The 21,945-nt window shown below is 67.2% G+C and carries 24 protein-coding genes; 16 read left to right on the top strand and 8 right to left on the bottom strand.

The annotated features are described in order from the left end of the window. Positions 1-64 precede the first annotated feature (64 nt). Positions 65-1,087: an aldo/keto reductase gene (locus ACWF4Z_RS06835; RefSeq protein ID WP_452241996.1), complete on the top strand. Its 1,023-nt coding sequence runs from the start codon at positions 65-67 to the stop codon at positions 1,085-1,087. Here the strand turns inward: ACWF4Z_RS06835 and ACWF4Z_RS06830 are convergent. Further along, positions 1,084-1,614 (bottom strand): helix-turn-helix domain-containing protein, encoded by a 531-nt coding sequence (locus tag ACWF4Z_RS06830; RefSeq protein WP_452241995.1) that lies wholly within the window; start codon positions 1,612-1,614, stop codon positions 1,084-1,086. The genes ACWF4Z_RS06835 and ACWF4Z_RS06830 overlap by 4 nt on opposite strands. Positions 1,615-1,732: 118 nt before the next feature. On the opposite strand from ACWF4Z_RS06830, the gene ACWF4Z_RS06825 reads away from it, so the two are divergent. Then, positions 1,733-3,256: a serine hydrolase domain-containing protein gene (locus ACWF4Z_RS06825; protein WP_452241994.1), complete on the top strand. Its 1,524-nt coding sequence runs from the start codon at positions 1,733-1,735 to the stop codon at positions 3,254-3,256. Here ACWF4Z_RS06825 and ACWF4Z_RS06820 read toward each other — a convergent pair. From ACWF4Z_RS06820 to ACWF4Z_RS06810, 3 genes are read right to left on the bottom strand one after another with little or no spacing between them, the layout of a single operon-like run. Then, complete coding sequence (locus ACWF4Z_RS06820) at positions 3,234-3,863, bottom strand: maleylpyruvate isomerase family mycothiol-dependent enzyme (protein WP_452241993.1); 630 nt, start codon at positions 3,861-3,863, stop codon at positions 3,234-3,236. The two genes, ACWF4Z_RS06825 and ACWF4Z_RS06820, sit on opposite strands and share 23 nt — an antisense overlap. 37 nt (positions 3,864-3,900) lie before the next feature. Beyond that, entirely contained in the window at positions 3,901-5,082 is a 1,182-nt protein-coding gene (locus ACWF4Z_RS06815; protein WP_452241992.1) for an RNA polymerase sigma factor, read from the bottom strand. Beyond that, positions 5,079-5,387 (bottom strand): YciI family protein, encoded by a 309-nt coding sequence (locus ACWF4Z_RS06810; protein WP_452241991.1) that lies wholly within the window; start codon positions 5,385-5,387, stop codon positions 5,079-5,081. The genes ACWF4Z_RS06815 and ACWF4Z_RS06810 overlap by 4 nt, the downstream gene beginning before the upstream one ends. 155 nt (positions 5,388-5,542) lie before the next feature. Between ACWF4Z_RS06810 and zwf the strand changes: the two genes are divergently transcribed. From zwf to ACWF4Z_RS06785, 5 genes are all read left to right on the top strand, one after another. After that, the gene (gene zwf / locus ACWF4Z_RS06805; RefSeq protein WP_452241990.1) at positions 5,543-7,051 is read left to right on the top strand and encodes a glucose-6-phosphate dehydrogenase; all 1,509 of its coding nucleotides are present in this window, start codon (positions 5,543-5,545) and stop codon (positions 7,049-7,051) included. 29 nt (positions 7,052-7,080) lie between these two features. Further along, positions 7,081-7,845 (top strand): precorrin-6A synthase (deacetylating), encoded by a 765-nt coding sequence (gene cobF / locus ACWF4Z_RS06800; RefSeq protein ID WP_452241989.1) that lies wholly within the window; start codon positions 7,081-7,083, stop codon positions 7,843-7,845. 84 nt (positions 7,846-7,929) lie between these two features. After that, positions 7,930-8,604 (top strand): DUF433 domain-containing protein, encoded by a 675-nt coding sequence (locus ACWF4Z_RS06795; protein ID WP_452241988.1) that lies wholly within the window; start codon positions 7,930-7,932, stop codon positions 8,602-8,604. After that, positions 8,604-8,870, top strand: a complete 267-nt coding sequence (locus tag ACWF4Z_RS06790) for a PIN-like domain-containing protein (RefSeq protein ID WP_452241987.1) — start codon at positions 8,604-8,606, stop codon at positions 8,868-8,870. The genes ACWF4Z_RS06795 and ACWF4Z_RS06790 overlap by 1 nt, the downstream gene beginning before the upstream one ends. Before the next feature lie 69 nt (positions 8,871-8,939). Then, complete coding sequence (locus ACWF4Z_RS06785) at positions 8,940-10,514, top strand: carboxylesterase/lipase family protein (RefSeq protein ID WP_452241986.1); 1,575 nt, start codon at positions 8,940-8,942, stop codon at positions 10,512-10,514. Here the strand turns inward: ACWF4Z_RS06785 and ACWF4Z_RS06780 are convergent. From ACWF4Z_RS06780 to ACWF4Z_RS06770, 3 genes are all read right to left on the bottom strand, one after another. Beyond that, complete coding sequence (locus ACWF4Z_RS06780) at positions 10,474-11,094, bottom strand: TMEM175 family protein (RefSeq protein WP_452241985.1); 621 nt, start codon at positions 11,092-11,094, stop codon at positions 10,474-10,476. The genes ACWF4Z_RS06785 and ACWF4Z_RS06780 overlap by 41 nt on opposite strands. Then, on the bottom strand, positions 11,081-12,517 hold the full coding sequence (locus ACWF4Z_RS06775) for an MFS transporter (protein ID WP_452241984.1): 1,437 nt from the start codon (positions 12,515-12,517) through the stop codon (positions 11,081-11,083). Before ACWF4Z_RS06775 ends, ACWF4Z_RS06780 begins: the two co-directional genes overlap by 14 nt. Before the next feature lie 86 nt (positions 12,518-12,603). Continuing rightward, positions 12,604-13,086: a MarR family winged helix-turn-helix transcriptional regulator gene (locus ACWF4Z_RS06770; RefSeq protein WP_452241983.1), complete on the bottom strand. Its 483-nt coding sequence runs from the start codon at positions 13,084-13,086 to the stop codon at positions 12,604-12,606. A 100-nt stretch (positions 13,087-13,186) separates the two neighbouring features. Between ACWF4Z_RS06770 and ACWF4Z_RS06765 the strand changes: the two genes are divergently transcribed. Then, the gene (locus tag ACWF4Z_RS06765; protein WP_452241982.1) at positions 13,187-14,158 is read left to right on the top strand and encodes an alpha/beta fold hydrolase; all 972 of its coding nucleotides are present in this window, start codon (positions 13,187-13,189) and stop codon (positions 14,156-14,158) included. Here the strand turns inward: ACWF4Z_RS06765 and ACWF4Z_RS06760 are convergent. Beyond that, a complete protein-coding gene (locus tag ACWF4Z_RS06760; RefSeq protein ID WP_452241981.1) occupies positions 14,093-14,596 on the bottom strand; it encodes a mycothiol transferase in 504 nt (167 codons plus the stop codon). The two genes, ACWF4Z_RS06765 and ACWF4Z_RS06760, sit on opposite strands and share 66 nt — an antisense overlap. A gap of 128 nt (positions 14,597-14,724) precedes the next feature. Here ACWF4Z_RS06760 and ACWF4Z_RS06755 point away from each other — a divergent pair, with 128 nt between their 5' ends. The 8 genes from ACWF4Z_RS06755 to ACWF4Z_RS06720 all read left to right on the top strand — a co-directional run bounded on the left by ACWF4Z_RS06755 (position 14,725) and on the right by ACWF4Z_RS06720 (position 21,926). Further along, entirely contained in the window at positions 14,725-15,891 is a 1,167-nt protein-coding gene (locus tag ACWF4Z_RS06755; protein ID WP_452241980.1) for an MFS transporter, read from the top strand. Between the two features lie 10 nt (positions 15,892-15,901). Next, the gene (locus tag ACWF4Z_RS06750) at positions 15,902-16,987 is read left to right on the top strand and encodes a precorrin-3B synthase (RefSeq protein ID WP_452241979.1); all 1,086 of its coding nucleotides are present in this window, start codon (positions 15,902-15,904) and stop codon (positions 16,985-16,987) included. Further along, positions 16,984-17,616 (top strand): precorrin-8X methylmutase, encoded by a 633-nt coding sequence (locus tag ACWF4Z_RS06745; RefSeq protein WP_452241978.1) that lies wholly within the window; start codon positions 16,984-16,986, stop codon positions 17,614-17,616. The genes ACWF4Z_RS06750 and ACWF4Z_RS06745 overlap by 4 nt, the downstream gene beginning before the upstream one ends. Further along, positions 17,613-19,139 (top strand): precorrin-2 C(20)-methyltransferase, encoded by a 1,527-nt coding sequence (locus ACWF4Z_RS06740; protein ID WP_452241977.1) that lies wholly within the window; start codon positions 17,613-17,615, stop codon positions 19,137-19,139. The genes ACWF4Z_RS06745 and ACWF4Z_RS06740 overlap by 4 nt, the downstream gene beginning before the upstream one ends. A gap of 79 nt (positions 19,140-19,218) precedes the next feature. Continuing rightward, entirely contained in the window at positions 19,219-19,923 is a 705-nt protein-coding gene (locus ACWF4Z_RS06735; protein WP_452241976.1) for a hypothetical protein, read from the top strand. A gap of 84 nt (positions 19,924-20,007) precedes the next feature. Continuing rightward, positions 20,008-20,661, top strand: a complete 654-nt coding sequence (locus tag ACWF4Z_RS06730; RefSeq protein WP_452241975.1) for a hypothetical protein — start codon at positions 20,008-20,010, stop codon at positions 20,659-20,661. 93 nt (positions 20,662-20,754) lie between these two features. Next, the gene (locus ACWF4Z_RS06725) at positions 20,755-21,432 is read left to right on the top strand and encodes an SDR family NAD(P)-dependent oxidoreductase (RefSeq protein ID WP_452241974.1); all 678 of its coding nucleotides are present in this window, start codon (positions 20,755-20,757) and stop codon (positions 21,430-21,432) included. Positions 21,433-21,443: 11 nt separating this feature from the next. Continuing rightward, entirely contained in the window at positions 21,444-21,926 is a 483-nt protein-coding gene (locus ACWF4Z_RS06720) for a 2,4'-dihydroxyacetophenone dioxygenase family protein (RefSeq protein WP_452241973.1), read from the top strand. Positions 21,927-21,945: the final 19 nt, after the last annotated feature.

The following is a 21,945-nucleotide window of genomic DNA, read 5'->3' as shown; positions in this document are numbered from 1 at the left end:
CACGCTCCGTGTCCGCACGATGGTCTGATGAAGAGGTCAGTACATCGTGAGAGAGGCACCACCCGTGAAACGCAGAATCCTCGGCGGCACCGGAATCTCGGTCAGCGACGTCGCGCTCGGCGCGATGATGTTCGGCGCGATGGGCAACCCGGATCATGAGGACTCGGTCCGGATCATCCACAGCGCCCTGGATGCCGGCATCAACCTGATCGACACCGCGGACGTCTACTCGGCCGGGGAGTCCGAAGAGATCGTCGGTACGGCGATCCGCGGCCGGCGCGACGAGGTCGTGCTGGCGAGCAAGTTCGGCATGCCGATGGGCCAGGATCCGAACCAGCGCGGCGCGTCCCGCCGCTGGATCAACCAAGCGGTCGAGAACAGCCTGCGCCGGCTCGGCACCGATCACCTCGACCTGTTCCAACTGCATCGGCCGGACCACGACACCGAGACCGCTGAGACGCTGTCGGCGCTGTCGGATCTGGTTCAGGCGGGCAAGATCCGCGCGTTCGGTTCGTCGATGTTCCCGGCCGAGCTGATCGTCGAGGCGCAGTGGACCGCGGAACGGCGGAACACGCAGCGCTTCCTGACCGAGCAGTGCATGTACTCGATCCTGACCCGGCGGCCGGAGGCGTCCGTCTTCCCGGTGACCCAGCGGTACAACCTCGGCGTACTGACGTTCAGCCCGCTGAACAGTGGTTGGCTGTCCGGCCGAACGAATGTGTCGTCGAGCCACCGCGCCACGATGCGGCCGTCGAGTCACGACCCCTCGAGCCCGACCGGTCAGGCCAAGGCTGCGGCCGTGGCGAAGCTCGCCGCGCTGGCCGACGAGGCCGGGATGACGCTGCCGCACTTGGCCGTCGCCTTCGTCCGGGCGCATCCGGCGGTCACCTCGGCTCTGATCGGCCCGCGCACCCAGGACCAACTCGACAGCCTGCTCCCCGCCGCCGAGCTCGACCTGACCGACGACATCCTCGACCGCATCGACGAGATCGTCCCGCCCGGCACCGAGCTGGACCCGGCCGACAACTACGCCACCACTCCCCCGGCCATCGAACACCCCCACCTGCGCCGCCGCGGAGCGAGCTAGACGTCCGGCAGGGCGATCACCGAGACGACGACGCGGTCCTTGTCGGGTTGTTCTTGGAGGTGGGGGGCGAAGAGGGCGTTGATGCCCTGGCGGATGGTGTCGAGGTCCTCGGCATCGACGTACATCGCTAGTTGGCTGTAGCCGAGCTGGCCGATGCGGGGGTAGAACTCGCCACTCTCGACGAGGCGGTCGAAGTCGGCGGCGAGGCGGGTCAGGATCAGCAGGAACGCCTGGCGATGCTGCTCCGGGGTCATCGCGCGGGCCTCGGCCTCGTCGATGTGGCCCTTGGACTGGTCCAGCGTGAGGGTGCGCTCGATGGTGCCGCGGACGCGGCGTTCGCGGACCACGGTGAGGAGGCCGGCATCGATCAGTACGGCGACGTGCCGGTACAGGCTCGTGGTCGGGACATCGGGCAGGTCGCGCTTGAGCTCGGTCGTGGTCAGCTCGCGGCCGAGCAACCGCTGCGTGATCCGCCACCGGATCGGATGCAGCAACAGGTCCGAGACCGGCGTCGGCGATTCAGCCATCAGGGTTGCTCCATCAGGGTTGCTCCGTCAGGGTCATTTCAGGGTCCCCATTACTTCCAATCTTGGTAATAATAGCGGCAACGGAAGCATTTCCCTTTCGCCCTGAGGAGAAGTTGCTGTGCCTGTCACCCGTCGTTCCATCCTCGCCGCCGCGGCTGCCGCCGTACCGGCCGCCGCTCTCACCCTCCCCGCGTCCGCCGGCCCGATCCCGGCGACTCGCCGCGAGCCGGCCTCGGTCGGCCGGTTGGCGGACAAGATCGAGGCCGCGATGGACAAGTACGCGATCCCCGGCGTCGGTCTCGGCCTGTGGTACCGCGGCCGCGAGTACGTCCGCGGCTTCGGCATCACCAGCGTCGACAAGCCCTCGCCGGTCACCGCCGACACCGTGTTCTGGATCGGCTCGACCACCAAGACCTTCACCGCCACCGTCATCATGCGCCTGGTCGAGCGCGGCCGGATCAGCCTGGACCGGCCGGTCCGTGCGTACCTGCCGGACTTCCAGACCGCGGACCCGACGGTTGCGGCGCGCGTCACCGTGCGGCAGTTGCTGAAGCACACCGCCGGCTGGCAGGGGGACTACTTCGAGGACACCGGCAATGGCGACGACGCACTGGCCCGGTACGTCGCGGGCATGACGAAGGTCCCGCAGTTGACTCCGCTCGGCAAGGTGTTCTCGTACAACAACGCCTCCATCGGCGTTGCGGGACGGATCATCGAGGTCGTCACCGGCAAGCCGTACGAGGTCGCCGCCCGCGAACTGCTCGTCGATCCGCTCGGCCTCGACCACAGCCGGTACTTCGCGAACGAGCTCGGCGGATTCAGCGTCGCCGCGTCACACAACATCGTCGACGGGAAGCCGGTCGTCGAGCCGTCGTTCGAGCAGATGCCACGCGCCCTGCACGCGATCGGCGGCCTGCGCTCGACCGCTCGCGATCAACTCCGGTACGCGCGGTATCACCTCGGACACCCGGGTTTCCCACACCTGCTGAGCGATCGCTCTCGGGTCGCATTGCAGTCCAACCCCGGGCCGGGCGGCACGCTCTTCGTCGAGCTGACCGGCGTGGGCCTCTCCTGGATGCTGCGACCGACCGCCGAGGGCGTGACGATCGTGCAGCACGGCGGCGACTGGTCGGGGCAGCACTCCGGCTTCATGATGGTCCCGCAGCGGGACTTCGCGATCACGGTGCTCACGAACTCCGAGAGCGGTCCCCTGCTGGTGGCCGACCTGTTCGGCGACGACTGGGCCCTGCGGGAGTTCGCCGGCGTGAGCAACCTGCCCGCCGTACCGAGGCAACTGCCGGCGCGGAAGCTGGCGAAGTACACCGGCACCTACGTGTCCCACGCGATCGGATTCGACGGCAGCACGGAAGAGCTCGGCCTGGACCTGACCGCCGATGACGGCGAACTCGTCGCGAGCCTGGGCGGCCAGGTAGCCCTCCGCCTCCCCTTCTACCGCAAGGACTACGTCCTGGCCCTGGACCCGACCGGCCAACCCACCCACAGCCGAGCCAACTTCCTCACCTCCCCCGACGGCGAGGTCGAATGGTTCCGCTACGGCGGCCGCCTCTTCCGCCCTCACCCCACCGGCACCCCCACAACCGCATCCAACCCAGCCAACCTCAAACACCCCCGCCTGCTCTGAACCGGTCGGCGGCAGCGCCGGAGAGGTGGGTTGGGGGGAGGGAGCGGTTGCAGAGGACGAGGAGGAGGTCTTGGGCGGTGCCGGTGAGGGGGGTGCCGGTGCCGTGGGTCCAGTCGAGGTCGGTTGCGCGGAGTTGGATGCCGGTCAGGTCGACGCCGAAGTACTTGATGGCGCGGGGGCTCGACGTGGCCAGGATGATGCGTAGGCGGTCGAGCGGGACCTGGCGATTGATGCCTAGGGCAACGGTGATGTCCAGGCCGTGGATGACGTCGTGGGACAGCGCGCCTTCGTAGCCGCCGCCTGGTGGTTTCCAGGGGTGGTGGAGGTTGTCGCGGACACTGGCGATCAGGTCGGCCGAGGTGAGAGTGGCCGCGTCACGGCGGGCGACGCGGTCGGCGAAGCGGTCGAAGTTCCCGCGGGCCTTCACCATCCCGGCCAGGAACTGGGGAGTTGAGTAGCGGTAGGCCATGGTGACGTGGGCAACCACCTCTCGCACCCGCCAGCCCGCGCACAGGGTGGGCTTGTCCCAGTCGTCCTCGGACAGACCGGTCAGTACGTCGGCGAGGTCAGCCCGCTCACCTGCCACGGCAGCTTTGATATCCGTCATACCCACCGACGAACGGATCCGGCCGGGACAGACACCTCTACCGCGAGACTTCGGCGAGCCGTTTCAGCAGATAGAGGCGGTCCGGCTCGGTGGGAGCCAGCGCGAGGGCTTCTTCGTAGGCGGCACGTGCTTCGGGGTGGCGGCCCAGACGGCGGAGGAAGTCGGCTCGGGTTGCGGGGAGGAGGTGGTAGCCGGCCAACGCACCTGCCGCGAGGTCGTCGACCAGGCGTAGGCCGACCGCGGGACCGTCGGCCATACCGATCGCCACAGCTCGGTTGAGGGCCACGACCGGCGTCTGCTTGAGCTGCGCGTACAGGGCGGCGATTTGAGGCCAGTCTGTGTCGGCCGCGGTGCGTGCGGTGGCGTGGCAGGCGGCTATGGCGGCCTGGATTTGGTACGGGCCTGGTGTGCGGCGGCTGAGCGTCGCGTCCAGCAGATCCACAGCCTCGGTCATCAGTGTGTGGTTCCACCTCGTGCGGTCCTGGTCCTCCAGGGTGACCAGCACACCGTCCGCGGTTAGACGGGTGTCGCGACGTGAGTCGTGCAGAAGCATCAACGCGAGCAGTCCCGCGGCCTCGGGCTCGTCCGGCATCAGTTGCACGAGCAGTCTGGCCAGTCGGATCGCCTCAGCGCTCAGACTGGTCCGAACCAGGTCCGAGTAGCCCTGGTTGAACAACAGATAGAGGACTGCCAGTACGGCGGGAGTCCGCTCGGGCAGGAGGTGTGCGGGCGGGACGCGGTACGGGATGCCGGCGTACTGGATCTTCTGCTTGGCTCTGGTCAGTCGCTTGGACATGGTCGTTTCCGGGACCAGGAAGGCCCGCGCGATCTCCGCCGTACTCAGTCCGGCCAGTGTCCGCAAGGTGAGCGCCACCCGGGCTTCCATCGCCAGTGCGGGGTGGCAGCAGGTGAACATCAACCGCAGGCGGTCATCGGGTACGTCGTACGCCGGATCGGTCGGTGTGGTTATCGCCGCCACCTCCTGGAGCTTGGCCGCGCCGACGGCCTCACGCCGCAGCCAGTCGATCGCACGGTTCCGTGCGGTGGTGGTCAGCCAGGCACCTGGCTTGTCCGGTACGCCGTCCCGCGGCCAACGCTCCAACGCGGCCGCGAACGCCTCCTGCGCGGACTCCTCCGCCAACTCCCAGTCACCGGTCACCCGAATCAGCGTGGCGACGACCTGCCCCCACTCCTGCCGGAAGATCTCCTCGAAGGTCAAAGCACCGGACGGATCTCGATCGTGCCGTAGCCGGCCGCAGGATGCTTGGCCGCGATCTCGATCGCCTCGTCGAGGTCAGCGCAGTTGATCAGCACGAATCCGCCGATCTGCTCCTTCGTCTCGGCGAACGGCCCGTCCGTGAGCAGAAGCTCGTCATCACGTACCCGCACGGTCGTCGCCTCCCCCGGTGGCCTCAACCCGACACCACCCTCGACCACACCGCGCTCCTCCATCTCCTCCGACCAGCCCCCACACCCGTCGTTCGCATGCGACTCGTCCCCACAAATCATCAGCAGGTACTTCACCAGAACTCCCTTCCGTCACCCACCGACGAACAACCCCGCCGGAAACAGACACCTGCACCGTAATCGGTCTTTGGCAATCCGTCTGATGCCTTTGCGTCACTCTGGGGTCCTACACTGCGGAGGTTGGCTCCGGTGGCGTCCGTGGGAGGACCTCAATGCCTGACCGTACCCAGACCATCGCCTATCCGGCGCCCGGATCGCGTCCGTCGCGACGCGATCTGGAGCCGCTGGCGCCGCACGTGATCGTGCTGTTCGGCGCGACCGGCGACCTGGCCAAGCGCAAGCTGCTGCCGGGGCTTGCCTACCTGCAGCAGTCCCGGTTCGCTCCCGACGTACGCATCATCGGGTCGGCGACCGAGGACCTGACCTCGGAGGAGTTCCGGGACCGGGCGCGGGAGGCGATCGAGACCTTCGGCACGCACCACGTCTCCGACGAGGACTGGGCGACGTTCGCGGACCGGCTCGAGTACGTGCCGGTGGGCGCCGGCCCGGAGGCGTTGGCCGCGGCGGTGAAGAAGGCCGAGGAGCTGCTCGGCCCGGACGCGCGCCGGCTGCACTACCTGTCGGTGCCCCCGAAGGCGGCCCAGTCGGTGATCGCGATGCTGCGCGACGCCGGCCTGGTCGACCGGGCCCGGGTCGTGATGGAGAAGCCGTTCGGCGACGACCTGGCCAGCGCGATCAAGCTGAACGACTTCGTCCACGAGACCTTCGACGAGTCGCAGGTGTTCCGGATCGACCACTTCCTCGGCAAGGAAGCGGCGCTGAACATCCTCGCGTTCCGGTTCGCGAACGGCCTGTTCGAGCCGATCTGGAACCGCAACTTCATCGACCACGTGCAGATCGACATCCCCGAAGAGCTCGGCCTGGACCAGCGCGCCACCTTCTACGAGCCGACCGGCGCGTTCAAGGACATGGTCGTCACGCACCTGATGCAGGTGATGTCGTTCGTCGCGATGGAGCCGCCGACCGCCCTGGAGCCGCGGGCGATCTCGGAGGAGAAGAACAAGGTCTTCCGCTCGATGCTGCCGATCAACCCCGAGGACGTGGTCCGAGGCCAGTACGCCGGGTACCGGCAGGAGAAGGGGGTCGCGCCGGACTCCGACACCGAGACCTTCATCGCGCTGAAGGTGGAGATCGACAACTGGCGCTGGGCCGGCGTACCGATCTACCTGCGGACCGGCAAGAAGATGGCCGAAGGCCAGCGGATCATCTCGATCGCCTTCAAGGAGGCGCCGAAGACGATGTTCCCGACCGGCTCCGGCGTCGGCTCGGAGGGACCGGACCACCTGACCTTCGACCTGGCCGACTCGTCCCGGGTCTCACTGTCGTTCTACGGCAAGCGGCCCGGCCCGGGGATGCGGCTGGAGAAGCTGTCGATGCAGTTCTCCACCCAGGAGACCGACAACGCCGCCGACGTACTGGAGGCGTACGAGCGGTTGATCCTGGACGCGATGCGTGGCGACCACACGCTGTTCACCACCGCCGAGGGCATCGAGTCGCTGTGGGAGCGGTCGGCGCCGCTGCTGGAGTACCCGCCGCCCGCCAAGACCTACCAGCCCGGCACCTGGGGTCCGAACGCGATCCACCAGCTGATCGCCCCGCGGGCCTGGCGCCTCCCGTTCGAACGCGAGTGGCGCGAGGCCAAACCGGACGGCAAGGAGTAGCTGTCACCGCCTGGCCTAGGCTGCTGCGCATGCGGGAGATTGTGGTGATCGGGGTCGGGGCGGGCGATCCGGAGCAGGTGACGATGCAGGCCGTGTCGGCGCTGAACCGGGTCGACGTGTTCTTCGTGCTGGACAAGGGCGAGGTCAAGCAGGAGCTCGTCGACCTCCGCTCGGAGATCCTGCGGCGGTATGCGACCACGCGCGAGTACCGCATCGTCGTCGGGCGCGACCCCGAGCGGGACAGGACTACTTCGGCGTACGTCGAAGCCGTCGACGACTGGCGGCACCGGCGGGCCGATATCATCGCCGAGCTGATCGCGTCGGAGCTCGGAGAGGATCAGGTCGGTGCGTTCCTGGTGTGGGGCGACCCTTCGCTGTATGACAGCACGCTGGCGATCCTGGACGACATCCAGGCCCGCGGCGCGGTGACCTTCGAGGTCGAGGTGATTCCAGGGATCAGCAGCGTGTCCACGCTGGCCGCACGGCATCGCGTCGGGCTGAACCAGGTCGGTCGCCCGATCCAGATCACCACGGGCCGCCGGCTGGCGAAGGGGTGGCCGGACGACGTCGACGACGTGGTGGTGATGCTGGACGCGCAGACGGCGTTCACCGAGCACCTCGACCAGGACGCGGACATCTACTGGGGCGCGTACCTCGGCACACCGGACGAGATCCTGATCTCCGGGCCGCTGCGGGAGGTCGCGGCCGAGATCGAGAAGGTTCGTGCGGAGGCTCGCGATCGCAAGGGCTGGATCATGGACACCTACCTGCTGCGCCGACTGTCGAAGGACTGAGCCGGCCGGGCAAGCGTCCAGGAATCTGTCGACACGACGTAACAGATTCGCGTGCTGTCTCAGGTCGGTGACAAGATTGTCGCCATGGCTGACACTCTCCTCGATCGAGCGATCTACTCGTACCCGGACGTAGATCGCCTTGTCGGCCTCTACTCAGGAACTGCGCGGCGCTGGCTGGAAGGGTACGAGCGGGGCGGCCGGTTCTACGACCCGGTACTGCGTACCGAACCGACCGGCGGGGACGAGGTGACCTGGGGTGAGATGGTCGAGGCGAGGCTCCTCGCGGAGCTCCGCAGCCGTAATGTGCCGGTGCAGCGCCTTCGCCCGGCGATCCTCCGGCTTCGCAAGGAGTTTGGACGGTACCCACTCGCACATGCCCGCCCGTTCCTCGACGTCGAAGGCCGCGAACTGGTGAGGATCGTCCAGGAGCAGGTCGGGCTCGAGGGGCCACTGCAGCTCGTCGTGATCCGCAACGGTCAGCTTGTGCTCGCCGAGTCCGCGGCGCGGTTCAGCACGGCAGTCGAGTACATCGGTGACATTGCCGGGCAGCTGACGCCCGATCCTCGTACTCCCGACGTACTCATGGATCCACAACGGTCCTTCGGCCAGCCATCTGTCCGGAACGTACGCACCGAATCCCTCGCCGAGGACTTCCGGGCAGGTACGCCGCGAGACGAGCTTGCCGAATTCTACGATCTCAGCCCAGAGCAGATCGACGGCGCCATCCGGTTCGAGCTGATCGCCGGTCGCGCCGCCTGATGACGGCAGCTCGCGGACTGGTGTATTTCACCGACGAGAACAGTCTGGGTCTCGGCAAGCTCCTCCGTCGTAGTGGTCGCGACGATGTGGTCTATCCGGGACACGAGGAGCTTGCGGAGGTGCCACTCGGCACGCTCGACGTTGACTGGATGCCCGTTGTCGGCCGATACAACCTCGTCGTTCTGACGCGAGACCGGCGGATCCGCACGAGACCAGCCGAACTGCGTGCGTACACGGAGCACGCATGCGGCGCGAGTTGCGAGTAGACCAAAGTCTTAGTGCTTCTGGCCGCTGGACCGAAGTCACGGATGCGTCCGCTGGCTGAAGCTGCCGATATGACGAAGAAGAAGAGGCTCTTGGCAGCAATCGCGATCGTCTTGGTGCCGATAGGTGTGTCGGTAGCTCTGGCCGGCCCCAGTGACGCGACCGACCAGAATGTCGTTCGGACAGACAACGGGCTGGTCTCGAGTCGGTCGGTCGGGGACACGCGGGTCTTCGACGGGATTCCGTACGCCGCTCCCCCGGTCGGCTCGTTGCGGTGGAAGGCACCGCAGCCCGCCAAGCCGTGGGACGGCGTCCGCGAGTCGAAGCTCGCCAGTGCGTGTCCACAGCAGGCCAACTCGGAGGTTCCGAACGGCACCGCGAACGAGGACTGCCTCTATGTGAACGTCACGACGCCGGCAGCCAAGTCGGCCAAACCGCGCGCTGTGGTGGTGTGGATCCCGGGTGGCGGGTTCTTCATGGGCACGGGCAACAGCTATGGCTCGTCCCGGCTGGCATCCCAGGGTGACGTGGTCGTTGTCACGGTCAACTATCGGCTCGGGATCTTCGGATTCTTCGGGTATCCGGGCCTGCCGGGCTCCGGCACGTTCGGTCTGCAGGACCAGCAGGCCGCTCTGCGCTGGGTGCAGCGGAACGCGCGGGCCTTCGGCGGCGATCCGCACAACGTGACTGTGGCCGGTGAGTCCGCCGGTGGCATGAGTGTGTGCGCGCAACTGACGTCCCCGACCTCCACCGGGCTGTTCGCGAAGGCGATCATGCAGAGCGGGTCGTGTGCGTTCAACTGGGCCGACAACAGCCAGTACCCGGGTCAGGAGGCGGACTCCTTCTGGGTGCCCGCCTCGCGAGTGCAGGAGAACGGCAAGGAGTACGCCGAGGACAACAAGACCAAGCTGGAATGCAAGCCCGGCCAGGCGATGCTGGACTGCCTGCGCGATGCGAAGTCCGACGTACTGCTCGAAGACACGCTCAACTTCACCCAGACCGGGTACGGCGCGAGCGCGGTGATGCCCCTGAGTCCGGCGACGGCGATGAAGGCCGGCTTGTTCCACCGGGTGCCGATCATCTCCGGCAACAACCACGATGAGGGCGCCGCGTGGGTGGCCGCGTTCGGGGACGGGATCAACGACTACCCGCAACTGGTGAAGAACATGGTCGGTACGGCGAAGGCACCCGCCGTACTCGCGCACTATCCGTTGGCTCGGTACGAGTCGCCGGCCGCAGCGTGGACCGCGGTGACGACGGACCGGATCTGGTCCTGCACTCAGGCCGCCACCGACGCCGAGGCGGTTGCTCGGAAGGTGCCGGTGTACGCGTACGAGTTCGCGGACAAGAAGTCGCCGATCACCGCGCCGGGTTTGGGTGCGGCCCATGCGGCCGAGCTTCCGTACCTGTTCGAGGCCGGTGGCATCGAGAAGCGGCTCACACCGACCCAGCAGCAGCTGTCCAACCAGATGATCGCCTACTGGACGGCGTTCGCCCGCACTGGCAACCCGAACGGTCCCGACCGACCGCACTGGTCGCCGAATACCACTCAGTCGATCAAGGGCCTGTCATTCGCTCCGACCGACCAGAGCGGTATCCAGCGGGTCAATCTGACTGCTGAACACCAGTGCGCCTTTTGGAACTGATCTTCCAGATCCGCATCACGATCGGCGTCAGAAGCAGCAAGAACAACGCGTTGAAGTGAACGCCAGGGACGAAGGCCGCCAGGAGAAAGGCGACCAGGGTGGACCCGGTCAGCCACATGGAGCTCACCAACTCCAGGTAGCCGACCGGGTCTTCCGGGTCCTCGAGCTCCTTGTGCCCGCGGACCAGGAAGGTGAGCGCGGACTGGCAGATGCTCAGGACCAGAATCGTCCCGGTGTAGAGCCCCGCGGTGAACTGGCTGCTGTCGTAGTGACCGATGATCTCGGTCGGGAACGGCAGGAACACGATCGTGAGCAGCCAGAGCAGGTTCAGCCGCATTATTCCGCTCGTGTAGGCGCGGACGTGCTCGAACAGCCGATGGTGACCCACCCAGAAGGTCGCGATCACGACGAAACTCAGCAGGAACGTCGCGATCGCCTGCCTGTTCTCGTCGACCAACTCACGCGCGCTGACTTGGTTCCCGACCCCGCCGACCACCTCGACCAGCGGCAGCACGAGCAGTGTGATCGCTATCGCGACCACAGCGTCGCTGAAGAGCACCAACCGGTCAGGATTCCTCATGCGACTGTTCACGGCCGCTAAGACTAGCCAGAACGAGGGCTGAGGCAACAAACGCGGCAGCAGCGAGCCATGCGTGGCTGTAACCGTCACGGAGGGCGAGTACGTCGCTTGCCCCCTGGCTCAACCGGTTTGCCGTGGTCGAGGCGGCCAATGTGGCGAGTACGGCGGTCCCGATCGCCGCACCGGTTTGTTGGGCCGTGTTGTTCAGGCCGGAGGCCAGTCCGGCATCAGCCGGGTCCGCACTGGCCATGGCCAGCATGATCGCGGCCGGGATCGCCACTCCGATGCCGACGCCCATGACCAGGAGCACTGGAGCGATATTGACGACGTACGAACCATCGACTGGTGCCTGACTGATCCAGAGCAGCGCCACCAGGAATGCAGCCAGGCCACCGAGCAGCATCACCCGCGGGCCGAAGCGGACGGTCAGCCGCGGTCCGATGAACAACGACATCACCGCACCGGTGATCGGAGCGGGCAAGAACGCGACTCCGGTGGTGAGCGAGTCGTAGCCGAGCACCTTTTGCAGGTACAGCGCAGTCATGAACTGGAAGCCGAATCCGGCGGCGAAGAGCAGCACGACCACGCCGTTCGCCACTGTCAGGCGACGCTTGCGGAAGATGTGCAGGGAGAGCAGCGGGTTCTTGATCCGGGCCTGGCGCAGCACGAACGCCGACAACAGGAGCACCGACACGGCAGCAAGGATGAGCGTCCGGGTCAGCGTCGCTTGCGGCTCGGCGGTCTGGACGATCGTGTAGACGCCTAGGGAGAGCCCTCCGGTCACCAGTACGGCGCCCAGTACGTCGGCGCCCTTGCCCAGCCCGATGCCTGGATTGTGCGCGAGAAGCCGGACGGCGACGGCCAGAGTGAACACTCCGATCGGGACGTTGATCAGGAACGCCCAGTGCCAGCCGATGGTCTGGGTGATCACGCCACCGAGGATCAGGCCGATCGACGCACCGCTTGCGGACGTGAAGCCGTAGACGCCCATCGCGCGGGCTTGCTCACCCGGACGTGGGTAGAGGTTGACGATCATGCCGAGAATCACGGCCGACGCCAGCGCGCCTCCGACACCCTGCAGGAACCGGCCGGCGATCAGGACCGCCGAGCTCCCGGAGACCCCGCACAGCAGCGAGGCCGCGGTGAACAACCCCAGCCCGGCCAGGAACACCCGCTTGCTCCCGATCAGGTCCCCGATCCGACCGGCCAGCAGGAGCAGGCCGGCGAACGCGATCAGGTACGCGTTCATCACCCATGCGAGCCCGGCCTGGGAGAACCCCAGCTCCGACTGAATCGTCGGCAACGCGACCGTCACCACGGTCCCGTCCAAGATGATCATCAACTGCATCACACACAACACGACCAGCGCTTGAACCCGCCCGCGCGCCACCGCTTGGCCTTCGACCTCTACCTCGACAGACATCACCGTCTCCTCGTCTCCAGAACCCGACGAGTAAGACCATAACAGATAGTCCCGTAGTAGACGATCTATTACTGGATTAACTTGGTTCAGGCGGTGCGCTGGCGGGCTCGCCGTACCGGCTGGGCCTCGACGGCCGTGGCGAGAGGGCCGTCGACGAGGGTGGCGAGCGCTTCCACGAAGGGCTTGCGGTCGGGAGTCGCGAGGGCGGCCAGGGCGTCGGCGTGGACCTGGTCGACGATGCGCTGGCCCTCGGCGGCGACCTTGGCGCCGGCGTCGGTGACCGCGATGATCCGCGCCCGGCGGTCAGTGGCCGACGGGCGGCGTTCGGCGTACCCGGCCTTCTCCAGGGCATCGACCGTGACGACCATGGTTGTCTTGTCCAGGTAGGAGAGCTCAGCGATCTGGATCTGCGTGCGCTCCTCCTCGAGCGCATGCCGCAGGACGCACTGCATCCGCAGCGTCAACCCGACCTCAGCCAGCGCCGCGGACAACTGCGTCTCGAGGACGTGCCCGGCATGAGTGAGAAAGCCGGTGAGATCAGGCACCGTACGCACAGGAGTCTTCGCCATCCTTTGAGGATAGCTCGGGATTATCTGCTGACAGATGATCCCGAAGAGAACTATCGAGTTCCGGAAGATGATCGTCCGGAACGTGCTGTAGATCTGAGGTATGGGGCTTCCTGCTGAGGTGGTTGAGGCGGTGCGGATCGAGGTTGGGCGGGGGCATCGGTTGGCGGTCCGGCGGCGTGGGGAGGGCGGGGTGCCGTTGGTGTTGTTGCACGGGTTTCCGTGTACGAGCCGGATCTGGGCGCACAACCTGGTGCCCCTGGCCGCGGCTGGGTTTGACGTGGTCGCGCCGGATCTGCGCGGGTACGGCGATTCCGACTTCGCGCCGGACGGGTTCTACGACTTCAACGCGTTCAACACCGATCTGGTTGGGCTGTTCGACGCGCTGGGTTGGGGGCGCGTGGTTGTCGCCGGGCACGATCTGGGGGCGATGATCGCCATTGATCTGGCCAATCGGCATCCCGAGCGCGTGGATCGATTGGTGGTGCTGGATGACTCGATGCCGGATCTGGGTGAGGCGTTTGCGGCGGCGGGGATCCCGCCGGGCCGACCCAAGCCGGCCGTCTACGACTACCAGCGTCGCCAGGGGCACCACGCGGACGCCTTGGTCGCGGAGTTGAGTACGCCGGAGCAGCGGCGGCGCTATGTCGGTGAGTTCTACGGACATCGGATGTGGTGTCCGCCCGATGCGTTCGACGCGGAGGACTTGGCGTTCCTCACCGAGCCGTACGGCGACGCGGCCCGGCTGCGCGCCTCGTTCGCGGACTATGAGGTCCTGATGGGGACTCGCGAACTCTCGGCGCCGGAGCTGATCGATCGGCCGGTCCAACAGCGCGCTTTGGTGCTGATCGGCACCGATCAGGTGACCCTGGGCGAACACGTCGAAGAGCGCTGCGCCCTGGCCTTCCCCGAAGCAGTTGGCCCCTTCTGGATCAACAACACCGGCCATTTCATGCCCTGGGAACGCCCCACAATCGTCACCCGGGCCATCACCACCTTCTGCGGCGACCTACTCGCCCGTGCTGCCGTCGATCAGCTCGCGAAGGATGTCCAGGTGACCCAGGTGGCGCGCTGATTCCTGCAGCACGTCGGCCACAAGCCGCTCGACGCGGATCGGACCCCGGTAACCCTCGATGAAGGCTGCCCAGTCGGCATGCCGCAGCGTGTCCTGGGTCAGCTCCCACTCCGCGTCGTACGCCGCAATCACCGAAGCGATGGTCTCCTCCTCGCCGATGCGGAACTCGTAGTCGTGGTCGTCTGATCGCCAGAGTGACGGCAGGTCGTTGCCGCCGATGGTGCGCTGGATGTGCTGGCGCTGGACCGCGGTCAGGTGCTTGATCAGGCCGAGCGGATTCATCACCGGTGAGGTGGCGAGCGGTGTTGCGCGGGCTTGCTGCTCGTCGAGGCCGTCGAGCTTGTTCACCGCGGTTGTGTGAACGAACTGGAAGTACCCGACCACGGACTCCGTCAGCGTCGAGTCGTCGGCGGGCCACGGTCGGTCTCTGCGCACCATGTCACCGACCCTGTCACGGGCTTCCGACAATCTGCCGCGGTGGCGGAAAAACGACGTTGAGGTTGGGGTCGACCGCGGTGTCGTAAATCCGCGAGGTTGAGGGACCCCGGGGCGGTTTGGTGGGTGGCATGAGTGTTGTGATGACGCGTACGCCGACGGTCCGGTGGCTCGGGGTGGTGGCGGTGACGTTGGGGATCTTCGCCATTGTCACCACCGAGATCCTGCCGATCGGGTTGCTGACTCCGATCGGCGCCGATTTTGCGCTGACGCCCGGCCGGACGGGCTGGATGATGACGATGCCGGGGCTGGTCGCGGCGGTGGCGGCTCCGGTGGTGACGATGGTGACGGCGCGGCTGGATCGGCGGGTGATGTTGGGTGCGCTGATGGTGCTGCTGGCTGTGGCCGGATTCGTGGCCGCCGCTGCTCCGGCGTACTGGCTCGAGTTGTTTGCTCGTTTTCTGGTCGGGCTGACGATTGGCGGGTTCTGGTCGATCGGTGCGGGCCTGGCCGGGCGGCTGGTGCCTGAACAGTGGAGTGTGCGAGCGACCGCGGTGATCTTCTCCGCGGTGCCGCTTGGGTCGGTGCTCGGCGTACCGGCTGGGACGTTCGTGGGTGAGCTCGCCGGGTGGCGTACGTCGTTCGCCGCGCTCGGAGTGCTGTCGCTGGTCGTCCTGATGGCGCTGTACGCGACTGTGCCTCCCCTGCCGCCGCTTCAGGTCACCCGGCCCGCTGTGCTGCGACAGGCGCTGCGAGGTAGTCGGAACGCGGTGATCGTCACCTGTCTGATCGTGACTGCGCACTTCGCCACCTACACGTATGTGACGCCGTTCCTGCGCGACGTCGTCCGGCCTGAGCTGATTGGGGTTCTCCTGCTGATCTACGGCGGCGCAGGTCTGGTGGGAAACCTCGTCGCCGGTACGGCGGCGGCTCGCAACCTCACCGCGACGTTCGCCACCTGCGCGGGCCTGATCGCGGTCGCAACGGTGCTGATGCCTGTGGTCGGCCGCAGTACGGCCGGAGCGTTGGTGCTGCTGGTGGTGTGGGGGCTGGGGTACGGCGGAGTGCCGGTGTGCTCGATGGGGATGTTCGCCAAGGCCGCACCGGAGTCCCGGGAGGCGGCGACGGTGCTGTTTACGTCGTCGTTCCAGGCCGTGCTGTCCGCCGGAGCGTTGGTGGGTGGGCTCGTGGTCGACGCGTGGTCCGTGTCGGCGGCGATGGTGGCTGGAGGTGCTTGTGCGGCGCTGACTGTCGGTGTCTTGCTGTGGTCCAGAACACAGCAGGTGGCTGGGACGTAGCATCGCGGGTGTGGCGAGGACTCAGACCGATCGATGCCCCGGGGTGCTGGCGGTACATCAGGCGGCCGACGGCGGTCTGGCTCGCGTCCGGGTGCCGGGTGGGGTGCTGACGGTCGCACAGCTCGACGTACTGCGGGAGGCTGCCGCTGAGCTGGGTGATGGCCGGCTGGAGCTCACTTCGCGCGGGAACGTGCAGATTCGCGGGCTGGGCGCGGACGGTCCGCGGGAGCTGTCGGATCGGCTGTACGGCGCCGGACTGCTGCCGTCGATCACGCACGAGCGGGTGCGGAACATCCTCGCCTCACCACTCTCCGGACTGGACGGGCAGAGCCGGTACGACGTACTCCCGGTGGTGGCTGCGGTTGACCGGGAGCTGTGCGCGCGACCTCGGTTGGCTGAGCTGTCCGGGCGATTTCTGTTCGCGCTGGACGACGGACGTGGTGATCTGGCGGATGTGCGAGCTGATGTCGCTGTTCGGGCGGTGGATGAGCACTCGGCGCTCCTGAGTGTCGGCGGGCGTGGAGTTCGGGTGGGGTGGGCTGAGGTGCCTGAGCTGATGGTGTCGGCCGCTACGGCGTTCCTGGACGAACGTGACGGCGAAGAGTGGCGGATCGCCGAACTGGAAGACGGTGAGGCCCGCATCCTCAACCGCCTCGGCCTGACAGCAACTGAAGACCTGCCAACCACCAGCCCGACAATCCACGCCGGCCCCCACGGCCAAGCCCACGTGGTCACAGTCCCCCTAGGCACACTCACCCAAGAACAAGCCGCCGCGCTCGCGCGTTTAGGACCGATTCGGGTTACGCCTTGGCGGTCTGTGGTGGTGGGTGCTGTGGAGGGGTTGGAGGGGGTTGGGTTGGTGACCTCGGCGGGGTCTGTGTGGGAGGGGGTTACGGCTTGTGTGGGGTGGCCGGGGTGTGGGAAGGCGTTGGGGGATGTTCGGGGGGACGCTTCGCGGGTGATGCCTGGGATGGTTCGGGATGGGCGCCGGGTGCATTGGTCCGGGTGTGAGCGGCGGTGCGGGAAGCCGGTGGGAGAGTTCGTGGATGTGCTTGCGGTGGGCAACGGGTATCTGGTCGACGGGGAGCGGATGTGAACTCCTACGTGCGTGATGGTGCGGAGATCTATCGGCGGTCGTTCGCGACGATCCGCGCGGAGGCGGCGGGACCGCTCGGTGAGCTACCGCCTGACGTCGCGCAGGTCGCCGTACGGATGATCCACGCGTGCGGGATGACTGATCTGGTGGCGGACCTGGCGTGGTCGCCGAACGTGGTGAAGGACGCGCGGGCCGCGCTCCAGGACGGTGCACCGATCCTGTGTGACGCGCAAATGGTTGCCGCGGGCATCACCCGGAAGCGGCTACCCGCGAGCAACGAGGTCATCTGCACGTTGTCGGATCCACGGACGGTCGAGCTGGCGACGCAACAGCAGACCACTCGGAGCGCGGCGGCCGTCGACCTCTGGCCGGACCACCTCGCCGGCGCGGTTGTTGCTATTGGCAACGCTCCGACCACGCTGTTCCGGTTGCTGGAGGTGATCGCGGCAGGTGCGCCGCGACCGGCCGCTGTGCTGGGGATCCCGGTCGGCTTCATCGGTGCCGCCGAGTCCAAAGAAGCGCTGGCGGAGAGCCAGCTCGGCCTCGAATATCTGGTGGTCCGCGGCCGGCGTGGCGGCAGCGCCATCACCGCAGCGGCTGTGAACGCGATCGCGAGCGAGGACGAATGACCGGACAGTTGTGGGGCGTCGGACTGGGACCCGGGGATCCTGAACTCGTAACAGTCAAGGCGGCTCGGTTGATCGGGGCTGCCGAGGTGATTGCGTTTCACAGTGCTCGGCACGGGCGGAGCATTGCGCGTTCGGTGGCGGCGCCTTACCTGACCGAAGGGCAGCTCGAGGAGCACCTGGTCTATCCGCTGACCACGGAGACCACGGATCACCCAGGTGGCTACCAGGGCGCGATGGACGACTTCTACGCCGACTGCGCGGCCCGGCTCGCCGCCCACCTGGACGCCGGCCGGAACGTCGTCGTACTGGCCGAAGGCGATCCGCTCTTCTACGGCTCATACATGCACATGCACAAACGGCTCGCCGACCGCTACACGTGCGAGGTAGTCCCCGGTGTCACGAGTGTGAGCGCAGCGGCCGCCGTACTCGGACGTCCCCTGTGTGAGCGCGACGAGATCCTCACCGTTCTCCCCGGCACCCTGCCGCCGGACGTCCTCGCGGACCGGCTCCGCAGCACGGATGCGGCGGCGGTGATGAAGCTGGGCCGGACGTTCGACAACGTTCGCGAGGCGTTCGAGCTGGCGGGCCGAGCAGACGAGGCCTGGTACGTCGAACGCGCGACCACCGACGCCCAGCGCATTGCCCCGCTCAACGCCGTGGATTCCGACGAAGTCCCGTACTTCTCGCTGGCACTCCTCCCCAGCCCGATCAACAACACGTTCACTCCCCCAGCGACCAAGACCGCCAGAGACGGCTCAGTGACGGTCGTCGGCCTCGGACCGGCCGGACCGGAGTGGATGACCCCTGAGGTCCGCGCCGCAATCGCAGGCGCCGACGACCTGATCGGATACGGCCCGTACGTCGACCGCCTGCCGGACCGCGCTCGTCAGCGCAAACATGGCTCGGACAACCGCGTTGAGTCCGAACGGGCCGCATTCGCACTCGACCTGGCCCGTAAGGGCTCCACGGTCGTGGTCGTCTCGTCAGGTGACCCAGGCGTGTTCGCGATGGCCAGTGCGGTCACGGAGGTCGCATCCCAGCCGGAGTACGCCGATATCGCCGTACGCATCCTCCCTGGCATGACAGCTGCGCAGGCCGTCGCCAGCCGGGTCGGTGCGCCACTTGGGCACGACTACTGCGTCCTGTCCCTGTCAGACCGCCTCAAACCGTGGGATGTCATTGCGGACCGCCTCAAGGCCGCCGCAGTCGCTGACCTCGCCATAGCGATCTACAACCCCGCGTCGAAGTCTCGTACCTGGCAGGTCGCGGCGACCCGCGACCTGCTGCTCGAACACCGTTCCGCGGACACACCGGTGGTCATCGGCCGCGACGTCGGTGGTCCACAGGAAGCGATCACCGTCACAACCCTTGCCCAACTCGACCCCCAAGTGGTTGACATGCGCTGCCTGCTGCTGGTCGGCTCGTCTCAGACCCGTACCGTGCCCCGCCCGGCCGGACCACTGGTGTTCACTCCCCGCCGCTACCCGGCGACGGTGAGTGAGTCGACGCCAGGGCCCGGTTAAATCCGCCCTCCGCCTGTGTCAGCAACGCTCCGCGAGGGTAGAGACCGCGCGAGGCGGACCAGTGAGGAGAACAGCGGACATGAGTCAGCAGTACGGCACTCAGTACGGGGAGGCCACGGCCGCCATGCCCACCGCCGAGACGAGCCCGACGCAGCGGTACGAAGAAGCCCGGGCGGCCGCCGCCCTCGCCATGAGCAATGTGGCCGTCGAGCCGAATCAACCGGCTACGGGTGTCACAACGGTCGACGAGCCCGAGGTCGACCCGGAGCTGCTGTCGTACCGCGGCTTCAAGTTCGGTGCGGCGTTCTTCGGCTGGCTGATCGCAGTCGCCATGTCGGTCCTGCTGCTGGCGGCGGTCTCTGCGGCTGCCTTCGGTACGGCGGAGATCCTGGACTACTCCCGCAGTGACGCCGAGGCCGACCCCGGCGCGGCAGCCATCACCGCTGCGGCCGTTTCGGTCCTCATGCTCGCCCTGGCCTACTACATCGGCGGATACGTGGCCGGTCGGCTCGCACGCTTCGACGGTGGGCGGAACGGCTTCGGTGTCTGGATGATCTCGCTCCTGATCGCGGTCATCGCGGCCGGCGTCGGAGCGTTCGTCAACCACCAGTACGACGTACTCGCCGATCTGGACCGTCCGAACGTCAATCTCACCGACAACACCCTCACCCTGGGTGGCGCGATCGCCGCGGCGGCGCTCCTGCTGCTGACACTCGGTGCGGCAATCCTGGGTGGCAAGACCGGCAAGCGGTACCACGACAAGATCGACCGCCTGCTGGACTAGTTGTCGTTAGGTCGTCACGCATGGTTGGCGTCTCAGCGGGTACCGGACGGGCGCACGGGGTCAGTCTGGTGAGGAGAACCGACCATGGTCCAGCAGCACAGCGACGACATCACAACGAAGCGCGCTGAACCGGAACCCGAGCGGATTGAGCGCGCAGAGCACGAACAAGTGGCCCCACCGACGCACCGCGCGGACGTCCGGACTTCGGCCGCCGCTGAGGTGGATCCGGCGTACCGGGGTTTCAAGGGCGGCGCAGCGTTCTTCGGCTGGCTGGTCGCGATCGGCCTGACCGCACTGCTGACCGGCATCATCAGTGCGGTGGCGGCAGGCGTCGACTACGCGACCACGATCGACTGGACCGCGGCCAGGTCTGACGCAGGCACGATCGGTCTCGTGTCCGGTGCGGTCCTGGTGCTCGTCCTGGCGATCGCCTATTACAACGGCGGGTACGTGGCCGGTCGGCTCGCTCGCTTCGACGGCGGACGGCAAGGCCTCGGCGTCTGGCTGATCGGCGTCGTGGTGACGCTGGTAGTGGCCGGAATCGCCGGAGTGGCCGGTTCGCAGTACGACGTACTCGACCGGGTCGACCTTCCGTCCCTGTCGATCGGACAGCACACCCTGACCACCGGCGGGCTCGTGGTGCTCGGTGTGGCCATTGTGGTCACGCTGCTCGCCGCACTGATCGGTGGCCTAGCCGGCCAGCGCTACCACGGCCGCATCGATCGCAGCCGCGACTGACCTCCGCGACTGTCAGCAGGAGACCCGGATGGCAGCTATCCGCCATCCGGGTCTTGCTTGCTCACAGCAGTCCTGGCCGAGCACCATCCAGACATGGCAGCCCGCACCGCGCTCGTCGTCGGAGGCACTAGCGGCATCGGTGCGGCCGCCGTACGGCGACTGACCGCGGACGGACTGCAGGTCGTCGCTGCGGGGCTCAAGGCCGGACCGTCCGAGGTAGAGCTCGATCTCCGCGATCCGGATGCTCTTGAGGAGCTGATCGCCCAGCTCGACCAGCTCGACGTACTGGTGAACGCCGCCGGGATCATCCGGCGCGGCGACGAGCACCGGCCGGACGTGTTCCGAGAGGTCGTCGAGATCAACCTGACCGGCGCAATGCGGTCGGCCGAGGCCGCGCACGACCTCCTCGCCGCGAGCCGCGGCTGTGTCGTCAATGTCGCGTCGATGCTGAGCTACTTCGGTGGTCCGCTCGTTCCGGCGTACAGCGCCTCCAAGGGCGGGATCGTGCAGCTGACCAAGTCGCTGGCGGTCGCATGGGCCGCCGACGGGATCCGGGTGAACGCGGTCGCGCCCGGCTGGATCGCGACCGACCTGACCGCCGATCTCCAAGCCGATCCGGCTGCCTCCGACCGAATCCTGTCCCGTACGCCGATGGCCCGCTGGGGCACGCCCGTCGAGGTCGCCGCGGCGATCGCGTTCCTCACCGGCCCGGACGCGGGCTTCGTCACCGGCGCCGTCCTGCCCGTCGACGGCGGCTACTTGAGTATGTGAAGGAGCTGTGGATGATCCCGATTTCAGCAGGAGTGCCGGCCGAGATCGCCGTACCGGCTGTCCCGGACGACGACCGGCTGTGGGTGCAGCAGGCGCCGGACGTGTGGTTCCGGCCGCTGATGCTGAACACGATCACCGGGCAGTGGTGCAACCTGCTCAAGGTGACCCGGTCCGGCATCGTGTCGCGGCACCGCCACCCGAGCGCGGTCTTCGGCTACGTCATCAAGGGCAAATGGCAGTACGACGAACACGACTGGGTCGCCGAGACCGGCTCGTTCGTCTACGAACCGCCGGGTGAGATCCACACGCTCCGGGTGCCGGAGGACTGCACCGAGATGATCACGTTCTTCAACATCTCGGGGGCGATGATCTATGTCGATGACGACGGCAACCAGATCGGCTACGAGGACACGTTCACCAAGATCCAGCTCTGCCGGGACCACTACGGCGCGAACGGGCTGGGTGCCGACTACGTGGACCAGTTCATTCGGTGACTGTCTTCATTCGGTGACT

The organism is Kribbella sp. NPDC055071, assembly GCF_053608045.1.
Note: the sequence above shows the minus strand (reverse complement) of the source record. Positions and strands in the feature narration are given on the sequence as shown.